The sequence below is a fragment of the Chryseobacterium sp. genome (genome assembly GCF_008831505.1).
Lineage (GTDB): Bacteria > Bacteroidota > Bacteroidia > Flavobacteriales > Weeksellaceae > Marnyiella.
Map to the genome: position 1 here is coordinate 489,311 of NZ_CP044507.1, position 24,698 is coordinate 514,008.

At 44.4% G+C, this 24,698-nt stretch carries 15 protein-coding genes; 9 read left to right on the top strand and 6 right to left on the bottom strand.

The genetic code is table 11. The features are described 5' to 3' along the window. Positions 1 to 22 precede the first annotated feature (22 nt). Both rpoB and lpxK read right to left on the bottom strand, forming a co-directional pair. Entirely contained in the window at positions 23 to 3,859 is a 3,837-nt protein-coding gene (rpoB, locus tag F7R58_RS02365) for a DNA-directed RNA polymerase subunit beta (protein ID WP_158063368.1), read from the bottom strand. Between the two features lie 411 nt (positions 3,860 to 4,270). Then, positions 4,271 to 5,299, bottom strand: coding sequence for a tetraacyldisaccharide 4'-kinase (gene lpxK, locus F7R58_RS02370; protein WP_158063369.1), 1,029 nt, complete (start codon positions 5,297 to 5,299; stop codon positions 4,271 to 4,273). A 105-nt stretch (positions 5,300 to 5,404) separates the two neighbouring features. On the opposite strand from lpxK, the gene truA reads away from it, so the two are divergent. The 4 genes from truA to F7R58_RS02390 are packed head-to-tail and all read left to right on the top strand — an operon-like array spanning position 5,405 to position 8,462. After that, on the top strand, positions 5,405 to 6,145 hold the full coding sequence (gene truA, locus F7R58_RS02375; protein WP_158063370.1) for a tRNA pseudouridine(38-40) synthase TruA: 741 nt from the start codon (positions 5,405 to 5,407) through the stop codon (positions 6,143 to 6,145). A 3-nt stretch (positions 6,146 to 6,148) separates the two neighbouring features. Continuing rightward, positions 6,149 to 6,487 carry a hypothetical protein gene (locus tag F7R58_RS02380; protein WP_158063371.1) on the top strand — a complete coding sequence of 113 codons (339 nt, stop codon included), beginning with the start codon at positions 6,149 to 6,151 and terminating at the stop codon, positions 6,485 to 6,487. A gap of 3 nt (positions 6,488 to 6,490) precedes the next feature. Continuing rightward, positions 6,491 to 8,242, top strand: a complete 1,752-nt coding sequence (locus tag F7R58_RS02385; RefSeq protein ID WP_158063372.1) for an ABC transporter ATP-binding protein — start codon at positions 6,491 to 6,493, stop codon at positions 8,240 to 8,242. 1 nt (position 8,243) lies between these two features. Further along, complete coding sequence (locus F7R58_RS02390) at positions 8,244 to 8,462, top strand: hypothetical protein (RefSeq protein ID WP_158063373.1); 219 nt, start codon at positions 8,244 to 8,246, stop codon at positions 8,460 to 8,462. 392 nt (positions 8,463 to 8,854) lie between these two features. On the opposite strand, the gene F7R58_RS02395 is transcribed toward F7R58_RS02390, so the two are convergent. Genes F7R58_RS02395 through F7R58_RS02410 form a run of 4 tightly spaced genes read right to left on the bottom strand, consistent with a single transcriptional unit; the run spans position 8,855 to position 12,942 of the window. Further along, complete coding sequence (locus F7R58_RS02395; RefSeq protein WP_229723832.1) at positions 8,855 to 9,952, bottom strand: DUF3810 domain-containing protein; 1,098 nt, start codon at positions 9,950 to 9,952, stop codon at positions 8,855 to 8,857. Beyond that, the gene (locus F7R58_RS02400) at positions 9,918 to 11,687 is read right to left on the bottom strand and encodes a sugar MFS transporter (RefSeq protein WP_158063374.1); all 1,770 of its coding nucleotides are present in this window, start codon (positions 11,685 to 11,687) and stop codon (positions 9,918 to 9,920) included. Before F7R58_RS02400 ends, F7R58_RS02395 begins: the two co-directional genes overlap by 35 nt. 33 nt (positions 11,688 to 11,720) lie before the next feature. Beyond that, the gene (locus tag F7R58_RS02405) at positions 11,721 to 12,452 is read right to left on the bottom strand and encodes a lysophospholipid acyltransferase family protein (RefSeq protein ID WP_158063375.1); all 732 of its coding nucleotides are present in this window, start codon (positions 12,450 to 12,452) and stop codon (positions 11,721 to 11,723) included. Positions 12,453 to 12,483: 31 nt separating this feature from the next. Continuing rightward, positions 12,484 to 12,942, bottom strand: coding sequence for a GtrA family protein (locus F7R58_RS02410; protein ID WP_158065349.1), 459 nt, complete (start codon positions 12,940 to 12,942; stop codon positions 12,484 to 12,486). Positions 12,943 to 13,153: 211 nt separating this feature from the next. Here F7R58_RS02410 and F7R58_RS02415 point away from each other — a divergent pair, with 211 nt between their 5' ends. From F7R58_RS02415 to sprA, 5 genes are all read left to right on the top strand, one after another. Continuing rightward, positions 13,154 to 13,396: a hypothetical protein gene (locus tag F7R58_RS02415; RefSeq protein ID WP_158063376.1), complete on the top strand. Its 243-nt coding sequence runs from the start codon at positions 13,154 to 13,156 to the stop codon at positions 13,394 to 13,396. Between the two features lie 81 nt (positions 13,397 to 13,477). Beyond that, positions 13,478 to 14,341 carry a BadF/BadG/BcrA/BcrD ATPase family protein gene (locus F7R58_RS02420; RefSeq protein ID WP_158063377.1) on the top strand — a complete coding sequence of 288 codons (864 nt, stop codon included), beginning with the start codon at positions 13,478 to 13,480 and terminating at the stop codon, positions 14,339 to 14,341. A 21-nt stretch (positions 14,342 to 14,362) separates the two neighbouring features. After that, complete coding sequence (locus tag F7R58_RS02425) at positions 14,363 to 16,648, top strand: NADP-dependent malic enzyme (protein ID WP_158063378.1); 2,286 nt, start codon at positions 14,363 to 14,365, stop codon at positions 16,646 to 16,648. Positions 16,649 to 17,037: 389 nt separating this feature from the next. After that, positions 17,038 to 17,622: a Holliday junction branch migration protein RuvA gene (ruvA, locus tag F7R58_RS02430; RefSeq protein ID WP_158063379.1), complete on the top strand. Its 585-nt coding sequence runs from the start codon at positions 17,038 to 17,040 to the stop codon at positions 17,620 to 17,622. A 22-nt stretch (positions 17,623 to 17,644) separates the two neighbouring features. Beyond that, positions 17,645 to 24,661 (top strand): cell surface protein SprA, encoded by a 7,017-nt coding sequence (sprA, locus tag F7R58_RS02435; protein WP_229723833.1) that lies wholly within the window; start codon positions 17,645 to 17,647, stop codon positions 24,659 to 24,661. Positions 24,662 to 24,698 lie beyond the last annotated feature (37 nt).

Below are 24,698 nucleotides of genomic sequence, written 5' to 3' on the forward strand. Positions count from 1 at the left end.
TTCATAATTTAAAATTTAAAATTTATTCTTCAAGTCTTACATCCAGACCCAGACCCTGTAATTCATGCAGCAATACGTTGAATGATTCAGGAATTCCCGGTTCAGGCATAGCCTCACCTTTGGCAATGGCTTCATATGTTTTTGCTCTACCAATAACGTCATCCGACTTCACGGTCAGGATTTCCCTAAGGATATTGGATGCACCAAATGCTTCAAGAGCCCAAACCTCCATTTCACCGAATCTCTGACCACCGAACTGCGCTTTACCACCTAATGGCTGCTGCGTAATAAGGGAATAAGGTCCGATGGAACGTGCGTGCATCTTGTCGTCTACCATGTGACCCAGTTTCAGCATGTAAATGATACCCACTGTAGCCGGTTGTGAGAATCTCTCGCCGGTACCGCCGTCATACAGGTAAGTACTTCCGTATTTTGGTAGGTTGGCCTGGTCTGTATATTCCGTGATCTGCTCCAGCGAAGCACCGTCGAAGATTGGTGTGGCAAACTTAAGCCCCAGTTTTTTACCGGCCCATCCAAGTACCGTTTCGTAGATCTGACCAATGTTCATACGCGAAGGTACCCCAAGTGGGTTCAGTACGATGTCCACAGGTGTTCCGTCTTCCAGGAACGGCATGTCCTCCTCGCGAACAATTCTGGATACGATACCCTTGTTACCATGACGGCCTGCCATTTTATCACCTACATTCAGCTTACGCTTCTTGGCGATATAAACTTTAGCAAGCTTCATGATACCTGCAGGAAGTTCATCACCTATGGAAACTGCAAATTTCTCACGGTTCTTGATACCTGCGATATCGTTGAACTTGATCTTATAATTATGGATCAGCTTGCGGATAAGGTCATTTTTCTCCTCATCAACAGTCCAGCCTGCACCACTGATGTTCACATAATCTTCAATGGAGGTAAGCAGTTTATGGGTGAATTTAACACCTTTACCGATCACTTCTTCTTCCAGGTCGTTATTAACCCCCTGGGAAGTTTTACCGTTTACCAGTGAGCCCAGTTTTTCGATAAGTGTATTTCTAAGGTCATCAAATTTCGCTTTGTAGCTGTTTTCGATTTCCTCAAGCTTCAGTTTTTCCTCAGCTCTTTTCTTTTTATCCTTGATGTTTCTGGAGAAAAGCTTTTTGTTGATCACAACACCTCTGAGAGAAGAGTCAGCTTTCAGGGAAGCATCCTTCACATCACCGGCTTTATCACCGAAGATAGCTCTAAGTAATTTTTCTTCCGGTGTTGGGTCGGATTCGCCTTTTGGCGTAATCTTACCGATCATAATGTCACCGGGCTTCACTTCAGCACCAATACGGATCATACCGTTTTCATCAAGGTCTTTGGTAGCCTCTTCGGAAACGTTAGGGATATCTGCTGTAAGCTCTTCCATACCCAGTTTGGTATCACGGACTTCCAGTGAATATTCGTCCACGTGGATGGAAGTAAACCAGTCCTCACGAACGATTTTCTCGTTAATAACGATGGCATCCTCAAAGTTGTATCCTTTCCATGGCATAAATGCTACTGTAAGGTTACGTCCAAGTGCAAGCTCACCGTTTTCGGTTGCGTAACCGTCGCAAAGAACCTGTCCTTTTTCCACTCTTTCGCCTACTCTTACGTTAGGTCTCAGGGTGATGGTTGTACTTTGGTTGGTCTTTCTGAACTTGGTCAGTTTATAAGTCTTCACAGAAGAGTCGAAGCTTACGATATCTTCATCTTCGCTTCTTTCGTAGTTAATCACGATTTTGTCTGCATCAACATATTCAACAACACCGTTTCCTTCTGCATTGATCAGGATACGTGAATCCTTGGCAACCTGCTTTTCCAGACCTGTACCAACAACCGGAGCTTCAGGCTTCAACAAAGGAACAGCCTGACGCATCATGTTGGATCCCATCAGTGCACGGTTCGCATCATCATGCTCCAGGAATGGAATAAGGGATGCCGAAATACCTGAGATCTGGTTTGGTGCAACATCAATCAGGTCTACCTGGTTACCTTCAACCACAGGGTAGTCACCATCCAAACGGGCAATGATTCTGTCTGTTTCAAAAGTACCTTCGTCGCTAAGTTCAACGTTAGCCTGTGCGATAACTTTATTTTCTTCGTCCTCAGCATTCAGATAAATAGGCTCAGACTTCAGGTTTACCTTTCCGCCTTCCACTTTTCTGTATGGAGTTTCGATGAATCCTAAATTATTGATCTTGGCATAAATTCCCAAGGAAGAGATCAGACCGATGTTTGGTCCTTCAGGAGTTTCAATCGGACAGATACGGCCATAGTGCGTATGATGCACGTCACGAACCTCGAAGCCGGCACGCTCTCTGGAAAGTCCGCCAGGTCCCAGTGCGGAAAGTCTGCGCTTGTGCGTAATTTCCGATAGTGGGTTGGTTTGGTCCATGAACTGCGAAAGCTGGTTGGTACCGAAGAAAGAGTTGATAACTGAAGTTAACGTTTTCGCGTTTACAAGGTCTATAGGCGTAAAGATCTCGTTATCTCTAACGTTCATTCTCTCGCGGATAGTTCTGGCGATACGGGAAAGACCCACGCCGAACTGTCCTGCCAGCTGCTCGCCTACAGTTTTAATCCTTCTGTTGGAAAGGTGGTCAATATCATCAACCTCCGCCTTGGAGTTTACAAGTTCAATAAGGTGTCTTACAATGGCAATGATGTCCTCTTTTGTAAGAACTTCAGTAGTGTCAGGAATGTTAAGACCCAATTTCTTGTTCAGTCTGTAACGTCCTACTTCACCTAGAGAATATCTCTGTTCGGAGAAGAAAAGTTTCTCAATAATACCTCTTGCAGTTTCCTCATCTGGTGGATCTGCGTTACGCAGCTGACGGTAGATATACTCTACGGCCTCCTTTTCGGAATTGGTAGGGTCTTTCTGAAGGGTATTCTGGATGATGGAGAACTCGTTGGAGTTTTCCTTATGGATCAGGATGGATTTCACACCCGCTTCCAGGATCATATCGATATGCTCTTTTTCAAGAACGGTCTCCCTGTCCAGGATGATCTCATTCCTTTCGATGGAAACCACCTCACCTGTATCCTCGTCAACGAAATCTTCAAACCAGGTGTTCAGAACTCTTGCGGCAAGGGTACGTCCTTCCACTTTCTTAAGTGCTGCTTTGGAAACCTTTACTTCTTCAGCAAGGTCAAAGATCTGAAGAATGTCTTTGTCAGATTCAAAACCGATGGCTCTGAGAAGGGTAGTTAAAGGCAATTTTTTCTTACGGTCAATGTACGCATACATTACGTTGTTGATGTCCGTAGTAAATTCCATCCATGATCCTTTGAAAGGGATAATTCTGGAATAGTAAAGTTTGGTTCCGTTCGCGTGGTAGGTCTGTCCGAAGAACACACCCGGTGAACGGTGAAGTTGGGTTACAATTACACGCTCGGCACCGTTGATGATAAAGGAACCGGACGGAGTCATATAAGGTACAGGCCCCAAATAAACATCCTGGATAACCGTTTGGAAATCTTCATGTTCCGGGTCGGTACAGTAAAGCTTCAGTCTCGCCTTCAGCGGAACAGAATAGGTAAGACCTCTTTCCACACATTCGTCAATTGAATAACGCGGGGAATCTACCAGATAGTCCAGGAATTCCAGCACAAACTGGTTACGGGAATCGGTAATTGGGAAGTTTTCCTGAAAAGTCTTGTACAGACCTTCACTCACACGGGATTCCGGAAGCGTGTCCAGCTGGAAGAAATCCTTGAAAGAGGCAATCTGCACATCCAGGAAATCAGGTGCTGCCACACGGCCCTTTGCTGTAGAAAAGTTAATTCTTTCCTTAACAGCTAATTCCGCAGTGTTTTTTGTAGCTTTAGATTTACTCATAAAGTAATAAAAAAAAGTGTTGGGTTAAAAAATATTTTGTTGTTCACAAAAAATATTTAGTAAGTTTGGCAGGAGAAGCGGGGAGGTTAAGTTATCCGTTACAATTACTGGCTCCCGGGCTGTTCCCGGCTCTTACTAATTGCAACACCGGTATATCTTTTCACGGAGTAGTGCAAAATATTTTTTACTTTCCTAAATTCGGAAATCCGAAATTTCAAAAGGACTAAAACGCCGAAAACCCCATCACCACGGGCGAAAGAGTTAATAATGGATATGTTTTTAAGGCTTTTGGAACAACGGATAACTTCAAAAGGATTGCAAATGTACGGTTTAATTATCTAATGTACAAACCTTTAGAGCGTTAAAATATTGTGAATGTTCTGTATCCGTCTAAAGCTGCCAAATCAGCAGCTATGAACTGGATCTGATATAATTCAGAATGGCCTGGTTAAAGTCTTCCCGCTTATCTATATTCACGTTTATTGGCCAGTAAAAAACCAGATCCCTCAGCATATCGAAGGTTTTCAGCCGCACAAAATCCTTTTCCGTAGTCAGGATCAGACGGTACTCGCCCAGTTTTTTATATTCCGACAGTATTTTTTTGATGTCATCTTCAGAAAAATCATGATGATCCTTAAATTTAAGATGTGTTACGCGCTGTGAAAATTTAGCCAGATGTTCGGTCAGTGGTTTAGGATTGGCAATGCCTGTAATCAGCAGTATGTCATAGTAAGCCAGGTTGTTATCAGGAATTGACTTGCTAAGTGAAAATACCTGTTCATCATAGGAGATGGATGAAAAGAATACCTTTTGGTAATGCTGAGGACGGATTCTGGAGATGTAATACTGTCTTTTTTCATCGGTGAGTTCAGCAGGACATTTGGAAACGACGATAATCTGCGCCCTGGAAGCTCCACTGCGGCTTTCCCGGAGGTCACCTGCCGGCAGGATATGATCTTTGAAATAAGGGTCATTATAATCCGTCATCAGGATATTGAAGCCTGCTTTTATAGCGCGGTGCTGATAGGCATCGTCCAGAACCAGGACTTCAAGGTCCATATCCTCAATGATTTTCTTTGCGCCGGGAACGCGCTCCTCTGAAACACCAATTACAAAACGGTTCCTGAAACGTTCGAAAAGCTGCATGGCCTCGTCGCCCACCATCTTATAATTGCTTTCGTAGTTAACGATGGCGTAACCTTTGGTCACCCGCCCGTAACCGCGGGAAAGCACTCCTGTGCGGTAGTTTCTGGAAAGCAGATCAGCCAGATACATTACCATGGGTGATTTCCCGCTGCCGCCTACAGACAGGTTACCTACATTGATAATAGGAGTGCGGAAGCGTGTCGACTTTTTAATACCTACATTATATAAGGTATTGCGGATTCCCGTACCAAGGTGGTAAAGCAGGGAAAAAGGGTAGAGGTACCATCTTTTCATACCGCGCAAAAATAGACAATTTTAAGAATTCTTTAACTAATTCCACCCTGACTTTTACCTGATATCATTTAGAATGATTTCTATATTTTTGCAGCGTAATTTTAGATTTTGAGGTATTTTATTGAGTTCGCCTACAGCGGTAAACACTATTTCGGTTATCAGATCCAGCCAAATGAAATTTCAGTTCAGCAGGAACTTGAAAAAGCACTGAGTACCATGCTGCGTGAACCGGTAAAAACCACAGGCGCGGGCCGTACGGATACGGGCGTGCACGCCAAGCAGATGTTTGCCCATTTCAATACTGAAAGTGTAATCCCAGCCGACCTGCCGTACCGGCTCAACAGTTTTCTGCCGTCTGATATTGCCGTAAAAAGGATTTTTGCCGTGGCGGATGACCTTCATGCCCGGTTCAGTGCGACTTACCGAACCTATGAATACTATATCGCTTCCGAAAAGAATCCCTTTTCGCAGGATTCCGCCTGGCAATTGTGGCGACGGAAACTTGACATTGTAAAAATGAATGAAGCCTGCAAAATCCTTTTCGAATACGAAGATTTTACAAGTTTTGCCAAACTGCATACAGATAACAGGACCAACAACTGCAAAATATACAGGGCATTTTGGGAACAGAATGATTCAGAGCTTAAATTCACGGTTTCGGCGGACCGTTTTTTAAGAAATATGGTGCGTGCCATCGTTGGAACGATGGTTGAAATCGGAGCCGGTAAAATGCTGCCTCAGGAACTTCGTAAGGTTATAGAGGGGAAAAACCGTAATTTGGCCGGAACATCTGCACCTCCACAGGGACTTTTCCTGGTAGAAGTAGGTTATAACTTCAAAAATTAGTAAATGCTTGCAATCTTAATTATTTTCGCGGCCTACCGTTTTTATTCCTCATTGGCGGGAAGATTCAAAAAAATGAAGTGGCACTATGGCCTTCTGGGCATTGGTGTTTATCTGGGATCGCAGTTGGTCGTTGGCTTTGTGTATGGGCTATACATGGCGATTGCAAATCCAGACACCGTTTATGAAAATTCCTTTACAAGTTATACTATGGTGGACTTTGTGGGCTGGTTAATTTCCATAGGAGCTGTTTACGGTGTCTATATATTGTTAGAGAAAAGATTTGATAAAGAACGGGCAGCACCTATGTCCGAAATCAACGAAATTGGAAAGTCTGAGGTATAAATAATGAAGAAGCAAACCACATGGCAAATCATACAGCGGCTGTTCCGGATCGGGATGAAGTTCCGGTCGTGGTTTATCATCACTCTGATTATTTCGGTAGTCCTTTCGGTAATTTCCACATACCGGCCATATCTCACGATGCAGATTGTAGACACCGACATCATTGCTCTGGGCGACCGCGAACAGATGATGAAGCATATTTACATCCTGATTGCTTTGGTATTTGGTGAATCGCTTCTCAATTTCTTTTTGGTTTACTTCTCCAATTTCATTTCGCAGAATGTCATTCGCGATATCCGGGAGCGACTTTATGAAAAGCTGATTTACTTTCGTACTGCCTTTTTCGACAGGACACCTATTGGCCAGTTGGTAACCCGTGCTGTGGGCGATGTGGAAACTATCGCAACCGTGTACACAGACGGTTTCCTGATGGTGTTTGGAGATATTCTGAGGATTGTGTTTGTGCTGTTCATGATGTTTCAGGTAGATGTGAACCTGAGTTATATCTCCCTTGCCATTCTTCCGCTGATGGTGGTAATTACCCGGTTTTTTCAGAAAAGACTGAAAAAAGCCTTTGGCGATGAGCGCACCTGGACCTCCAACCAGAATTCCTTTGTACAGGAAAGACTTAGCGGAATGACCCTTGTTCAGGTCTTCAACCGACAGGAAGCCGAGTTTAAGAAATTTGACGAAATCAACATCACCCTAAAAGCTGCGCTGCTCCGGACAGTATTTATATTCTCCCTCTTTTTCCCTGTGGTGGAACTTATTTCTTCGCTTTTCATAGGTTTTATTCTTTTTTACGGTGGTTATGTAACCATTACAGCGGGTAAGGTAATTGCTTTTATACAGTTCATCTCAATGCTGATACGCCCACTGCGGCAGATTGCCGACCGGTTCAACAATATCCAGCGCGGAATTGTGGGTGCCGAAAGGGTTTTGGGAATTATGGATGAAGATGATGCTCTGTCCAATGAAGGCAAGGTGTGCAAAGATCATTTTGACGGTCGGATTGAGTTTCGGGACGTACATTTTTCCTACGATGATAAACAGGAAGTCCTGAAGGGAATCAGTTTTAAGGTAAATCCCGGCGAGACGGTAGCCATCGTAGGTGCTACCGGTGCAGGCAAATCAACAATTATCAGCCTGATTACACGGCTCTATGATATTAATTCAGGTAAGATTCTGCTGGATGATATTGAACTTAAGGAGTACGAACTCTATAACCTGCGGAGTCATGTCGGCGTGGTACTTCAGGATGTTTTCCTTTTCCACGGCAGTATTTTCGAAAACCTTTCCTTTGGCGATGACACCATAACAATGGAGCAGATTCGGAAGGTGGCCCAGGAAGTAGGTGTGCATGACTTCATTGAAAGTTTGCCCGGTGGTTATGAGTATGTAGTTAGCGAACGTGGCTCGTCCATTTCGTTGGGTCAGCGGCAATTGCTGTCCTTTGTGCGGGCCTATTTGTCCGATCCGAAAATCCTGATTCTGGACGAAGCTACCTCATCAATAGACCACGAAAGTGAGAAGCTGATACAGCGGGCCACTGAAAAAATTACCAAAAACCGCACCTCCATCATCATCGCGCACCGCCTTTCTACAATTGAAAAGGCGGATAAAATCATTGTAATGGATGGCGGACGAATTGTGGAAGAAGGAAAGCACATGGAATTGCTTCAGAAAAACGGTTATTATGCGACACTCTACAAATCACAGCTGAAGCACGAAGTGGAAGAGTCAGAAAAATCATAAAATGGATAAAAGTATTTTTGATGAATTCCAGGAATTCAAAATCGAACTGAAAAAATTTAATATCGAAGTCCTGAATATTGTAAAAGTTGGGAATGGAAGTATGGATTTCCATGAGATCCAATACCGGTCACCACGCTTTGAGGAGGTAAAAAAAGTATTTGTACACCGCCACAGGCTGGACGAACTGCTTCAGCAGTTTAGGGAGACATATAAGCAGTAATATCCTCTATCTTTTGTAACCAAATCGGGGTGGACTTTCTGGTTTCTTTAGAAGTTCAGGCTGTATTCCGACTAAACAAATTCCAAATATTTTTGGAACTATATTCAATTAAATAAAATTATAGGTTTTTTTATCCTTTTTTATGTGTTTTAGAACTGTAAGTTATGTTTAAACAACAAAAATGCATTTTCCCAAAAAATACAGCTTCCGTAATTGATTGATAGATAGTGGGATGTTAAACAAAAGCAAAAATCAATTAAATAAAAGTTGGTGGATTAGCTAATTAGTTATACTTTTACAGGGCTTTCAGGAGGCTTGTACTCCGAAGAGGCAATAAATTTTTTTTCATCATTTGTGTTTTTTGAACCGCTTCGCAAGAAGCGGTTCTTTTTTTAGCGTTTAAGCGCGTTCGTTTCTTCATAACGTACCAGCAAATTCACAAAATAGGAATAGGTTACGGCACCATCCTGTCGGTTTGATTTCAGAAACAAATCGTTAGTTATTCCAAAGAAAACTTCCAGCCAGCCTTCATGTTTTTTCCTGAACATCAGTTCTGCCATACGGTCGCGTTTCATACCGGGAGAATAATTTCTAAGGACCTCTTTTACAAATTCCGGATCGGATTCTGCCAGGGCATTCAGCAGCGACTTTAGCACATAATAATAGGTACTGTACCGAAGGTTAGCATCACCGGAGTTCTTTCCGGTCAAGAAAGCTATGAAGTTAGCCTCCTGTTCCCGTGCAAATCCGTTTTGATGGGCATGCTCGTGCGCCAGCGTAAAAGGAAGGTAGGTGGAAGGTAGTTCGGGATTATACTGAGCCTCGGCGGTGAAAGGGTTGTAATACCCCTGGATTCCCGTAAAACTTATTATGCTGCTGTAGAGACTGGGTTTAAAGGATAAGACTGAACGCTCACTATTTAAATTATTAAATAACGGCCCTTCATTTTGAATTTCAACAATTGCATGCTGAAGTTTAACCGCATCATAAACCTTGAACACGCCATTCCTGTCTTCTTTAACCTCAGTCCTGCTTTCGCGGGAAAGTTCAAGATAGCGTTTAGCTAAGTCCTTTAGTTTTTCCTCTGTAATTTCCACTTCCGGTAATTGGTCGCTTATGGGCTTCTGAAAGTAGAGCATACCCCACCATAAATGATAAGTGAGGTAAAGGAGGTTGAGTAATATAAACAGAGACAGCACAGCCCGATGCCTCAGACTCTTGCGGCTCAAATAATAAAAGATGAGCCCAAATACTATTACAAGTACAATATAAAATACATCGCCTGCTGAAAATTCCGTACCTGCAAAAATCAGCTGATGATGATTCTTCTGCCAGGCAAAAAACCGCTCGAACAGGGATACCGCCCGGTCTGACAGTGAAAGCAGGTAAAACAGAACAGCCTGGGCAAGTAAAATACCTGCCCAGAACCTTTTTCTATGATATGTCTTTCTGCTGTCAGTGCGCACGTTCAGTTTCCAGGTCATCAACATCTATACCCTGTTTTTGCAGGGCTTTCTTAGCCAGATAGGCAAAGGCGGTAATATAGACGAAACATAAAACTGGGATAATGTAGGAATTGTGGATACCGATGATGTCGGAAAGTTTTCCCTGCAGAGGTGGAATGATACCGCCACCCAGAATCATCATTACCAAAAATGCAGATCCCTGTGCTGTATATTTACCAAGTCCTGTTATAGCCAGGGCAAAGATGGAGGGCCACATTATGCTGCAGGCCAGTCCGCCCGACAGAAACGCATAGACTGCAATATTTCCGGTGGTAAGCAGTCCAATAACCATTGCGGTGATACCAAAAAATCCAAATATAATAAGCGTTAATGCAGGTTTATTTTTGGTGAGCAGAAACAGAACGATCTGGATAAATACACATAGGACGTAGTAATAAAGATGCGACATGTCCTTTTCGGTAATGGTATTGATGCCAATGATTACCAGAAAGGCAATAAGCGGAACTACTATGGTTGCAGCAAATTGCTGCTGCTTGGTTAAATTGAACACACTTATAGCTCCGGTCCAGCGGCCGATCATTAAACTTCCCCAGTACATTGAAATATAAGGCGCCAGGTCTGAAGACTGATGGCCGCCGAATTCCGGCAAACTTAACAGTTCGCCCAAATTACTTCCTATCGCCACCTCAACTCCTACATACGCCAGTATTCCAAGCATTCCCAGAACAAGCTGAGGATATTTCATGGCACCCCAGCCATCAGGTTGCTTTTTGGACTTCATGTTGGCAAAAACAAGGCAAAGCACCACTGCCAGCAGTGCACCCGTAAGGTAAATCATCCTGGTTCTTTCCAGCGGATGTTTTATTGCTTCCAGTTCAGCGGTTTTTACTGCAATCGTGTTGGCTGCGGCTTCGCGGCCGGCTTCGTTGGGTGCTGCAGAAATACTGCTGTTCAGTGTAGTGATTTCGGTAGTAAGCACTTCAATTCTCTTTGCCGAATCCGAGTTATAACTTGCAAAAACCGGAATGAAACAGATGATCACCAGGAGCGTCATAATGATGAGGTTCGTTCTGGCTTTTCCGGCTTTCTCCATAGGTTCATTGATGATTCCTGCAGGCAGCTTCTTTGAGAAGTAAAAAATCCCGGCTGCGATCAGGAAAAGCGCGCCTACTGCGGTATACAGCAGTATTACCTTATCCAGGGCCAGATGTTTGATCTGGTCATCATCTACAGTGGCGGTGGTTCCGAAGAGGGCCAGACCTACGATAATGGGACCGATGGATGTACCGAAGGAATTAATCCCGCCCGCCAGATTTTGACGGCTGGCACCGGTTTTTGGGTCTCCCAACAGGATGGCAAATGGATTTGCGGCGGTTTGCTGAATGGAGAACCCCAGAGCTACTACAAAAAGGCCGATAAGCATACCGTAGTACACATTACTCTTCACTGCAAATATCATAATGGCGGCACCAACAGCCGAAAGCAACAGGCCATACACAATACTGTTTTTGAAACCCCACCGGCCAATGATGTCCACACCCTTCAGTGTGCTGCCAATGAAAAGTACAAGGGCGCCCAGAAAGTAGGCGGTATAGAAGGCAAAATCAATAAGCTGCGACTGAAACTGGTCCAGCGAGAAATAGTTCTTGCAGAAGGGAATGAAAATGCTGTTTCCGGCAGCAATGAATCCCCAGAAAAAGAACACCAGGATCAGGGTGTACAGTGCCGGATAATTGGTAGGTTGGTTTTTTGCAGACATAGAGTTGAGGTTTCTTTTAACAAATATAATTTTTTATTGTCTGGAATAATGCTGCTCCAGGGTGCTTTTAATTTCGCGGAAACAGGCCGGCTTCATCTCATTCACCGTGGTGGGCTCCATTATCTTGTTCAGATATACAGTTACTTTACCGGGATGCCCTTTCCCATTGTCAAAGGGAAACATTTCCTTTAAACCGGCAAATGTGTACACTGCGATGGGGAAATCATGTTTGGTGGATAATATAAATGCACCGTCCTTAAATTCGTCCAGGAGGATATTTGGGTCTTCGGCTACACCACCTTCCGGGAAAATGACAATGTTCTGGCCGTGGCTCATCTTCTCTGCAGCGCGGCGGTAAACATCAGCGCGGCTTTTCGGACTTTTTCTGTCTACCAGAATGGCGATCCGCTTGTACAGCATTCCGAAAATGGGAATTTTTGCAAGTTCAGCCTTGCCAATGAAACATACCGGATGATGCCTGTGCAGTACGGTCATCAGCATAATGTCAATCGTTGAAGTATGGTTGGCAATGAAGATATAGTTACGCTTCCTGTCCAGTTTTTCGCTTGTTTTTCTGATGAGGCTGTAGCGGAAACCCATCCCGAAAAAGACAATGACGCAGAATAACCAAATAAATACATAGGCGTATTTAAAATCCTTTTCGCGGATGGAAAGCAGAAGTACCGGAATGCAGAATAGGATGATGAATACAAAGGCCAGCAGGATAAACCAGGCACGCCATATATAATTGAGGATACGGGTCATAATTTTACGTAAAGGGTCAAAAATAGGAATTTTATCCGTTGAAGATCACCCTTTTTTTTACGGTGTAGTTGATGACGGATACCAGACCAATGGCCGCAATCTTACTGATCATAATGGGGCTGAGCGTATAGAAGCCCAGGTTCAGATTGTCGCGGAACACAAAATAGTAGAAGATCTGGAATACTGTTAAACTGAGAAGTGTAGAGAAAAAGGACACAAACATAAAATAAGCGAATTCGCGTCTTCTGGAATGTTTACCCCTCTCAAATACAAACCATATACTCAGAAAGTAATTGAAGAAAATGCCGCAGGTAGTGGAGAGGATGTTGCTGAGCGGGTAGTGGATTCCGAAAAAATTCTCTTCCCAGGCCAGAAATTGAGGCAGAAAAAGACTGAAAACCTTAAAACTTCCGATTTCTACAACTGCGCTTGCCCCTCCTGCAAAAATAAACGATAATACCTGTTTTTGTTTTAACAGCAGTTGCTTCATCATAATTGGAAAAGTACAAATTTACATATAATGTTAAATATTTTAAAATTGTGTTAAACTATTTTTTTGCCTTGCATTTCTTTCTAACTTTATTTTTTCATAACGGAGTACAGGTTGTAAGCGGCTTGCTTTCAATGCATTGAATAGCCTTCCTTCAAGGCGCGCTTGTCCCTCCCTTTCATCATTAATTAATATACTAAGACTGACTGAAATGAAAAATCCCAATCCATACAGAAAATTCCGGGGCCAGCAGGACAAAATTGCTGTGCTGGAAAAGACCAATCCCCGGTTCAAAAGAGTATACAGTGAGTACGAACTTCTTTCGGAAGAACTCTGGAAACATGAAACAACAGAAGGGGTAAGCATTCCTGATGATTTCCTTAATTCATTTAAACTGCAGACAAGTTTTCTGGAAGATGAAATCAAGTCCTGGCTGATGGAACGGGCGGGATGAAGTGAGAGCTTAGACTCCATTATACTGCTACATCATAAATTTATTCCTATTTTAGCGCTTCGTTTTCCTAAAAGATGAAATATGATAGCTATTGTTGATGGCGGTTCTACCAAATGCGACTGGGTCGTTTTGGATAAATTTGGAAACTTGTTCCTGAAAACCGAAACCACAGGCTTTAATCCGAATATAATCAGTCCCGAACTCATTGTTCCGGAAATTGAGAGAAACCAAAACCTTCTCACTGTTAAAGACAGTATGCAGAAGGTTTTTTTCTATGGCTCCGGTTGCGGCGTGGCCGAAAATGCCGCCGTGGTAGACCTGGAGCTTCGCAAGGTTTTCCGCCATTCTGATATTGTGGTTAAGGAAGATCTTACAGCTGCAGCCTACGCTGCCTACAATGGTAAACCGGCGATTATCTGTATTCTGGGTACGGGCTCCAACTCCTGTTACTTCGACGGAAATGTGGTAAGGCGTGAATTGCCTTCCCTTGGTTTCCTGATTGGTGATGAGGGCAGCGGCAGCGCAATGGGCAAACACCTGCTTAGGCGCTTCTTCATGAAGAAACTCCCTCATGACCTGCATGTAAAGTTTTCCGAACGCTACCAACTCACCATTGAGGATGCGCTTAAACATATGTATCACAGCCCGCGTGCTAATGCATATCTGGCTGAATTCAACAAATTCGTCGTGGAAAACAAATCACATCCCTATTTCCAGAATATGGTTTTCGACGAAATGAAAAATTTTCTGGATTATCAGGTCCTGCCTTATGAAGAGGCAAACAGTTCGGAGATTAACTTCATAGGTTCCATAGCCTTCTATTATGAGGATATCCTGCGGGCCGCCGCCGCCGAACTTAATCTTAGGGTAGGGACAGTGGTGCAGAAACCCATTGAAAGTCTGGTTGCGTATCATAAAAAATACCTTTTACCAGAACTTCATTAATATATTGTTAAAATCTTCAGAATGTCAAGCAAAACAAACAGAGACGAAAAAAACTTTAACCAGGCAGCCCTGGATTACCATAGAGCAGAACCTAAAGGGAAAATAGAAGTAATCCCATCCAAACCGCATTCTTCAGCACGTGATTTATCATTGGCCTACTCGCCAGGAGTAGCCATTCCATGTCTGGAAATTGAGAAGAATCCCCAGGCAGTATACGATTATACCGGAAAAGGCAATCTAGTAGCCGTAATATCAAACGGTACCGCCGTTCTGGGGCTTGGAGATATTGGTGCCGAAGCATCTAAACCTGTCATGGAGGGTAAGGGCCTGCTGTTCAAGATATTTGCGGATATCAATGTCTTTGATATTGAGATCAATGAGAAGGATCCCGATAAGTTTATTGATATTGTTAAAGGTATCGCACCCACATTTGGTGGTATCAACCTGGAAGACATTAAAGCTCCGGAGGCTTTTTATATAGAACAGCGCCTAAAAGATGAGCTGGATATCCCACTGATGCACGACGACCAGCACGGAACGGCTATTATTTCCGCTGCAGCACTGATCAATGCCCTGGAAATTGCCGGGAAGAAGATTGATGAGGTAAGGCTGGTGGTAAACGGAGCCGGTGCCGCAGCTATTGCCTGTACCAAACTGTATCTGGAACTGGGGCTGAAGAAGGAGAATGTATTGATGTGCGACAGCAAAGGAGTGATCCATCAGGACAGGCAGAACCTAACGCCTGAAAAGCTGGATTTTATTGCCAATACAGAATTGCGCACCCTGGAGGAAGCACTTGTGGGTGCCGATGTCTTTATAGGACTTTCCAAAGGTGATGTGATGACACCGGAAATGCTGAATACTATGGCTGAAAATCCTGTTGTTTTCGGTTTGGCCAATCCTACACCGGAGATTGACTATGACCTGGCCATGCAGACCCGGCCGGACGTTATTATGGCCACCGGGCGCAGCGACTTCCCTAATCAGGTGAACAATGTTCTGGGTTTCCCCTACATTTTCCGCGGCGCGCTGGATGTGCAGGCATCCACCATTAACGAAGCTATGAAACTGGCAGCGGTGCTGGCGATTGCTGAGCTAGCTAAGGAGCCTGTGCCCGAAGCTGTTATGCTGGCCTATAATTTGCGCAATTTAAGTTTCGGAAGGTCTTATTTCATTCCTAAACCTTTTGATAACCGCCTCATAACAACAGTTTCAATCGCCGTGGCGAAGGCCGCGATGGAAAGTGGTGTAGCTGGAAGGCCGATTGCAAGTTTTGAGGACTACGAGACCAGCCTGCTGGACCGCATGGGCCGCGACGAAAAGCTGATCCGGATGATGCAAACCCGCGCCAGGTCCAATCCGAAACGCGTTACGTTAGGTAATGCCGAGGAATATAATGTATTGAAGGCGGCCCAGATTCTTTACGAAGAAGGCATTGCACACCCGATTCTGCTGGGCGACAAGAAATTCATCAAGCAACAGATGGAAACCTACGGCATCAACCTCGATGTCCCCATCGTGGATCCGATAGACGATGACCAAAAGGAAAACCGTATAAAATACCGGGAAACTCTCTGGAAACTGCGTCAGCGCAAAGGAATGAACGAATATAAGGCGAAAAGATTTGTGAGGCAGCGCGATTATTTCGGTCCGCTGATGCTTAAACATAACGATACCGATGCACTTATTGTTGGCTTTTCCAAAAACTACACCTCGGTCCTTAGACCTGTTCTTAAGGTGATTGAAAAGGAGAACGGTGTAGAGAAGATCGCTTCAATGATGATGATCCTGTCCGGCAAGAAACCAATTTTCTTTTCAGATACATCGGTTCAGGCCAATCCAAGCGCTGAAGATCTGGTAAATATTGCCCGGATGTCGGAAAAAACCGTGAAATCTTTTGCTATTGAACCACGGATCGCAATGCTGGCGTACGAAAATTTTGCCTCCATTTCAGAAACCTCCCGTAAAGTAGCCAAGGCGGTATCGATCCTGCATGAAAAATATCCGAAGATGGTTGTTGATGGTGAAATCCAGCCGGATTTTGCAATGAATGCAGATCATTTGGCCGATTATCCCTTCTCCAAACTCGGAGGTACGCCTGCCAATACATTTGTTTTCCCAAATCTGGAAAGTGCCAATATTGCTTATAAGATCATCCGCGGAATGAAAGTAGCACAGGTCGTAGGTCCCATACTGATGGGCCTGAAACAGCCGGTGCATGTGCTTCAGATGCGCGCCAGTGTGGACGAGATTGTAAACCTCGCAACCATTGCCGTACTGGATGCTCAGAGAAGGGAGGTAAAATAGGTTTAGTATGCAGGTTTCGGAAGTTGGAAAATATGCTGTACCCGCGCAGTTCACCACGTTAATGTTATATATTCTGCAGGGCGTCTACAGAAGATATGACCTGGCAATACCGAAGCTGGTACTTATTTTTTTGGCTGCAGTTAATTTAGTTTTTGCAGTTTGGTCGGCCTATAAGATCCAAAGGCAAAAACAGGAATGTAAAACAGCGGGGCGCAGAGTAAAAGGCAGTTTACTCACGGCTGCCATAGCTGCCGGTTTGTTTGTCTTTATCCTTTTTCTTTAAAAATACTATTAGGCCTCGCCATAATTAAATTATTCAAATGCAGCTTTTAGGGCTGCATTTTTACTTTGTCACCATTTTCCTATATTTGAATACTTCAATTAATAACATGATTTACTCCTTAAAAGGCTTGGTACAGGAGCTTACGCCCACTTACGCTGTTCTGGATGTTGGAGGCGTTGGTTACTATGCCGGTATAAGCCTTCAGACTTCTCACCGCATGACTCCGGGCACCCAGACCTTTCTTTATATTCAGCAGATCATCCGCGAAGATGCGCACATGCTTTTTGGCTTCTATACGAAGGAAGAAAAGGAACTTTTTAACCTTCTTATTTCTGTAACCGGCGTGGGACCTGCTTCTGCATTGATCATGCTTTCCTCCCTCAGCCTGGAAGAGATTGCAAACGGTATCCAAAGCGGAAACAGTGTACTGCTCCAGAAAGTGAAAGGGATTGGTGCCAAAACCGCCGAAAGAATCATTGTAGACCTGCGGGATAAGGTATTAAAATTCAGCGTTTCAGGAGAAAATATTTCTACATTTGTAGATAATAAAGTAAAGGACGAGTCGTTATCTGCATTAGAGGTTTTGGGTATACCAAAGAAGATGAGTGAAAAAATTGCAGACCGTATACTTAAGCAAAATCCTGACCTTTCTGTAGAAGATTTGGTAAAACAGATTTTAAAAAACATTTAATATTTTGGTAAAAAACAGCCTCTTGCTCTATAAACTGCTCGCCGTATTATTCCTTTTCTTTTCCCTCTCCGCATACGCGCAGCAAACACCTGAAAATGAAGCCTCAGTGAGGCAGCAATATGAACTTCCGGACCCTACAGTTTACGAAGGGTTTTATGATATCAAGACTGGGATGTATTACGTATACCCCAAAATTGGTGATATCGTAACAGGTCCACCATTTGTAATGACGCCTAAGGAATATCAGGATTTTATGATGATGCAGGCTTCCCGCGACTATTACCGCGACAAGTCCGACCGTTACAGCCTCATGTTCCGTAAGGATGTGGATGAAGCACGCCGGCAGGGAATTCTTCCCACTTTAAGTGTACGGAACAAGATTTTCGAAAGTATTTTTGGAGGTAACAAGATTGAAATCATTCCCTCCGGTTTCGCTTCTTTTGATTTGGGCGGCCTCTACCAGAAAATTGATAATCCATTGATTCTGCCTCAAAACCGAACCAGTTTTGCTTTTGATATTGAACAGCGTATCCAATTAGGACTTTTGGGAAAAGTAGGTGAAAACCTTCAGCTTAAAGCCAATTATGATACCCAAAGCGGTTTTGCGTTCGAGAACCGGATGAACCTGGTTTGGCAGGCCAAAGGCACGTGGAAAGACCTGCAGAGCAAAGGTCTGAACGATCCTACTACGGGCGGTGAAGATAAATTTATAAAAAGAGTTGAATTCGGTAATGTAAATATGCCGCTGTCCACCAGCCTAATGCGTGGATCCGAGTCGCTTTTCGGAATAAAGACGGAATTTCAGGCCGGAAAGACCTATGGAACCGTGGTCTTTTCCCAGCAGCAAGGTGAGGCGCGAAACATTGTTGTACAGGGCGGCGGTGTGATGAGTACATTCAAAATCAATGCGATTGATTATGAGGATAACCAGCACTATTTCCTGGGGCATTATTTCCTTAATGATTATGATCAGGCCTTGCTGAATTACCCTCAGATCAATTCCCGGATCAACATCAACCGTATTGAAGCCTGGGTTCTGGATCAGGGCAACGGAAACCTGTCCTATCAGAAAAGTATCGTGGGTGTCCGTGACCTGGGAGATGGGGTTTCCGGATTGCCGGATAATTCACAAAATAACCTTTACCAGGCGGTAAATGCGCTGGGCCCTGGTCTTAGAGACGTGAACACAGCCTACAATACCATAAACGGACAGGCATTGCCAAACGCTGCCGGTGGTACAGAAACCTTTCAGGATGGCGAGCATTTCATCTTCAACCGTAAAGCCCGCCGGTTGTCTGAAAATGAATTCCGTTACCATCCTCAGCTGGGTTATGTTTCCCTAAATCAAAAGCTTAACGACAATCAGCTTCTGGCTGTTTCTTATTCCTATACAGTAAGCGGCTCCAATCAGGTTTATAAGGTGGGTGAATTTTCCGAGGAAAGCCCGGTAGTCATTACCAAAGTGTTGAAGCCGAATACCAATGTGAAAACAACATCACCTATGTGGGACCTGATGATGAAGAACATGTATTCGCTGGAAAGTATGCAGGTGGATCCGGACAATTTCATGCTGAACATCTACTACCGCGATACACAGACCGGTGGAAAAGTTAACTATCTTCCCAATACTCCGGTTCAGGACATCAACCTGCTTAAACTGATGAATTGGGACCGCCTGAACCTGAACAACGATTTACAGTCCAGTAATGGTCAGCTAGGCGACGGTATTTTCGACTTTGTGCCTAATATCACCATCCGGCCGGAAGACGGGAGGGTCATCTTTACAAAGGTGCAGCCTTTCGGTAGTCACCTCGCATCTGTATTGGGCAGTAACGACCCTCAGTATGTATTCACCGACCTGTATACACAGCAGAAGCAGGTGGCATCACAAAGCAATTTGGCACTGCGTTATACCATGGAAGGGCGGTATAAAGGTTCGCAGGGACAGGGAATTTCGCTGGGTGCCATCAACGTCCCTCAGGGTTCTGTAAAGGTGACTGCCAATGGCGTTCAGCTTACCGAAGGTGCGGACTATACGGTGGATTATATGCTCGGACAGGTTACCATCATCAACGAACAGGTGAAACAGAGTGGTCAGGCCATCAATATCTCACTGGAGAACCAGCTTACTTTTAATACGCAACGAAAACGTTTCCTTGGACTGAATTTGGAAAGAAGGTTCAGCGACAACTTTCTCCTGGGGGGTACGGTAGTTAATTATTCGGAAGCGCCCCTCACGCAAAAGGTTAATTTTGGCCAGGAAGCCGTGAACAATACAATGGCGGGCATCAATCTGATGTACAATAATGAGCTGCCATTCCTCACCCGTCTTGCGGATAAAATTCCTCTGGTAAATACAGAGGCTCCTTCCAACCTGAACTTCAAAATGGAAGGTGCCTACCTTATTCCGGGACTGAATAATGCTATAAACAATCAGTCTTATATTGACGATTTTGAGCAAACCACGTCCAGAATTTCCTTAAAGGAACCTTCAGCATGGTCTCTGGCCTCAAAACCCGAAAAAAATCAGCTGGATCCTGTTTTTGCCGGCGCCGGACAGAACAATACGTTGCTTAATGGTTACGGCAGAGGTCTGATTACCTGGTATAATATTGATCCCCGTTTCTGGGGTGTGGGCGGCGATGCACCTAACGGTATAGATGCACAGGCAGTTTCCAACCATGCTTCCAGGCGCGTGCGTGTTCAGGAACTTTTTAACAGTAAAGATCTTGTAGCCGGCGAGCAGGTTTTCACCAATACCTTTGACATCACTTATTATCCGCAGGAACGCGGACCTTATAACGCCAATCCGAACCCCGAAACCACGCAGCAGCGCTGGGGCGGACTAATGCGTCCGATTTCTGTGTCCAATTTCATCAATTCAAATATTGAATATGTAGAATTCTGGATGATGGACCCATATGCCGACGGCAATAATCTGGGTGCAAACCCCAAAATGTTGCTGCAGCTGGGTAATGTTTCCGAGGATGTACTTAAAGACGGGCTTATGCAGTATGAGAATGGCTTGCCCACTCCATCCACACCGGCTACCGTTTCCAATTCGAATCTGGGGATTCAGCCTAAGCAACCACCCATCCTGTACGCCTTTTCAACCGAAGGTACCGAAAGGACACAGCAAGATCTGGGTCTGGACGGCTTGGATGCCGGTGGCGAATCACTGATGTTCGGGACTTCTTTCATAAATCCTGTAACCAACCTTCCGGATCCGGCTGCCGATGATTTTGTCTTCTACCTGAATGACCAGTTTCCTGGTAACCTGGCTTCTTCCGTGCGGGAACGTTACCGCTATTTTAGAAACCCGGAAGGTAATTCCAGGAGCAATTCGCTTGAAGTAGCCTCTCAAACACCGGATGCCGAAGATGTCAACCGTGATTTCAATCTGGACCAAAGCGAATACTATAACCAATACGAAGTAAATCTTGATCCTGCGAGCCTTGCTGCCGGGCAGAGCAATCATATTGTGGACGAGAAAACAGTGCCCGTCACTTTTGAGAACGGAACCACAAGCGATGTAAAATGGTACCTCGTGAGAATTCCTGTTGCGGACTATGTAAGCACCGCCGGCGACAATGACCCGTCGGTACTTAACAATGTACGTTTTGCCAGACTGTTGCTTACCGGTTTTGATGAGACCTCCACAATAAGGTTGGGGACTTTTGACCTGATTCGCTCGGACTGGAGAAAGTATACCAAGAATATATTCCCCACTTTAACCGGAGGCGGAACCGATGAGGGAACAACACTTGTAAACAATTCGAACTTTGAAGTTGGGAGTGTAAATCTGGAGGAAAACGGACTGAACCAGCCACCTTATGTATTGCCTCCCGGAATTGACCGTCAGGTACTGAGCGGGAACGCTGGTGCACAGCGTCAGAACGAAGGTTCTCTTTATATGAAGGTGAAAGGCCTTTCCAATGAATCCCGCGGTGTATTCAAAAATACAAGTCTGGACCTCAGAAGATTTAAGAAACTTAAACTTTTTGTTCATGCCCAGAACCTGAACGATGCAGATCCTTTCCAGAATACCATAGATCCTAACACGAAATTCTTTATCCGTATGGGTAGTGATGCCACGGATAACTATTATGAATATGAAGCATCGCTGAAATACACGCCTAAGACCGCAGTTTCTCCACTGGACATTTGGCCGGCTGAAAATGAAGTGGATCTGGAGGTGCAGAATTTTGTGGATGCAAAGATCCTGCGCGACAAATCCGGTGCCCAGATCATGGACCGTTACCAGTACATGCAATACGGTGATGAGTATAAGAAAATCTTCATAAAAGGACGTCCGACTTTGGGCGGAATTACTACTATTATGGTAGGTGTTCGTAATGAGATCAGGGGAACAGGCAAAGACCTTATCCTTTGGGTTAATGAAATACGACTTTCAGACATCGAGAATAAAGGGGGCTATGCCGGAAATGCAAGCCTGAACTTCAATCTGGGCGATTTTGCCCTTGTGAATACCAATGCGGCTTACTCTACAATCGGTTTCGGAAATATAGATTCACGGCCGGCCGAAAGAACACAGTCTACCCAGTCGGCTTTTAATGTGAATGCCTCAGTAAATGTAGACAAGTTTCTGCCGGAAAAAACGGGAATCAAAATTCCGGTGAACTATTCCTATTCGCAAACCATTGAAGACCCAAAATACAATCCGCTTGATAATGATGTGGAATTCAGTAAAGCTGCAAACAAAGAACAGCTGAAAGATGTGGCGCGCACTTATACACAGCAGCGCAGTTTAGGCGTTGTGAATATGCGTAAGGAGAGGGTAAATGCACAGCGCAAACCCAGACCGTATGATGTAGAGAACCTCTCGCTTACCATGGTTTATAATGACGATTACTTCCGGGATATTTACACTAAGAATAATTACAGACAGTACCTGCGCGGAAATCTGGATTACAATTACAATTTCAAACCGTGGGTGCTGAGACCGTTCCAGAAGATGATCAGTGATACGGCAAAATCTGCCAAATATTTAAGATGGGTTAAGGAATTCAACATTAATCCCATTCCAACAAGATTGTCTTTCCGTACAGATATAGACCGTAATTACAATGAACTTGAATTCAGGAATATTGAAGCCTTGCTGAACGGTAATCTGGGCAGCGATTTTGATGTACTGAAGAACAGAAATTTCTATTTCGGCTGGCAGTATGGTCTGGGCTGGAATTTTACAAAATCACTCAAACTGGAAGTGAACTCGGTGATGCGTACCCTGAATGATAATCTGGATGTTAATCAAATGGATAACAAATCCATCTTTCAGAATATGTTCCGCGCAGGCCGGCCTGTCCTTTACAACCACAGGATTCAGGCCAATTACCGCCTGCCTTTTGAATACCTGCCTTTCATTGACTTCATTGACGCCGAAATCGGATATGGCATGACCTACAACTGGAACTCACGCTCTACTGCATTACTAACAAGTCCCGAGGGGAGTCTGGGCACCATTGGCCAGAATACCAATACAGTTGTTGCCACGGCCTCAGCGGATTTTCCTAAACTCTTCAGTAAACTGAAGTACTTCCGCGACATCAATACTACAATGCAGAAAAGAAGACGTGAAATTGATTCCTTAAACACCGTGTATACTACCCAGTGGGAGAAAAGGAGATTCAGGTATAAGGATTACAAGTTTAAAAACAAACTTAATATAGGCCAAAGTCTGGCATACGGTCTGGCATCCATCAGACAGTTGGATTTCAGCTACAACGAGAACAGCGGAACTGTTTTACCAGGACTGCTTTCTGCTCCAAACTGGTATGGTTATGGCCAGACACTTGGTGGACCTACAGCAGGTTTCCTTTTGGGTTCACAGGCAGACATCAGGAGGATCGCTTTGGAAAACGGCTGGATCAGCACATCCAGTTATATGACGGATCCATATATACAGATGCGTAACCGGAATATCACCGCCAATCTTCAGCTCATGCCGGTTAGTGACCTGCGTATAGATTTTAACGTATTACATAACTATACGCGTAACTTTACGCAGGCCGGATTTAACGACCCGCAAAATCTGACAAGGCAATATCATGATTATGCTTTTGCGAATGACTTTATTACCTACAGTAATTCAGCATTATTGCTTAACACTTCCTTTATGGCCGGCGATGAAATTTACCGGAACATGATTGCCAATGCACGCGCCATTTCCCAGCAAATGAACACACCAATTGTTGCAGATGGATTTAAAGACGGTTATGGTTTAGGAAACGCCTACGTATTGATTCCGGCATTCCAGGCCGCTGTAGAAGGAAGAAACCCTGACGGCTTGTTGGGTGATGCCCGTAAATCCGGTTTCCCGCTCCCTAACTGGCGACTGGTGTATTCCGGTTTGCGCAATTTCCCCCTTATCAATTCCTATTTTGCTAAATTTGATATCCTTCATTCTTATAATGCGACTCAGGTTTCCACGGGTATCCAGTCCAATATTGATTATTTTAACGATCCAACCCAAAGGGACGTGAACGGTAACTTTGTCAATCCTTTTACATTTGCGCAGGTTGGTTACGAGGAAAGGTTTGCGCCACTGATCGGGGTAGATTTAACCATGCGGAATAATATCCAGTTACGGGCGCATTACAACCGGGACCGTATGTTTATGCTGGGATTGGTGAATAACACCATGACTGAAGATTCCGGTACAGACTATGTGGTAGGTTTTGGATACATCATTAAAGATTTCCGTTTGGGCGGCCCACCGGTTCGGCGTCGCGGTGCATCAAAACTGAACACCGATCTTAATATCCGCGGCGATTTCCACCTTAGGGATAACAGAACCAGAATAAGCAATATTCTTTTGAATGATTCGCAGATCACTGGCGGGCAGAGACTCTTCAGCATTAAGATCACAGCAGACTATAATGCCTCGCAGAATCTTAACCTGATGCTGTTCTACGACCAGATGATGACAAAGTATAAGATTTCCACCGCATTTCCGCTTTCCACGGTACGTGCGGGTATCAGGGCTACATTTACTTTTGATGGCGCAGGCGGATTTTAATCGGTGGGTGTTCAGCAGATCGTGTGGCTGGTATCCA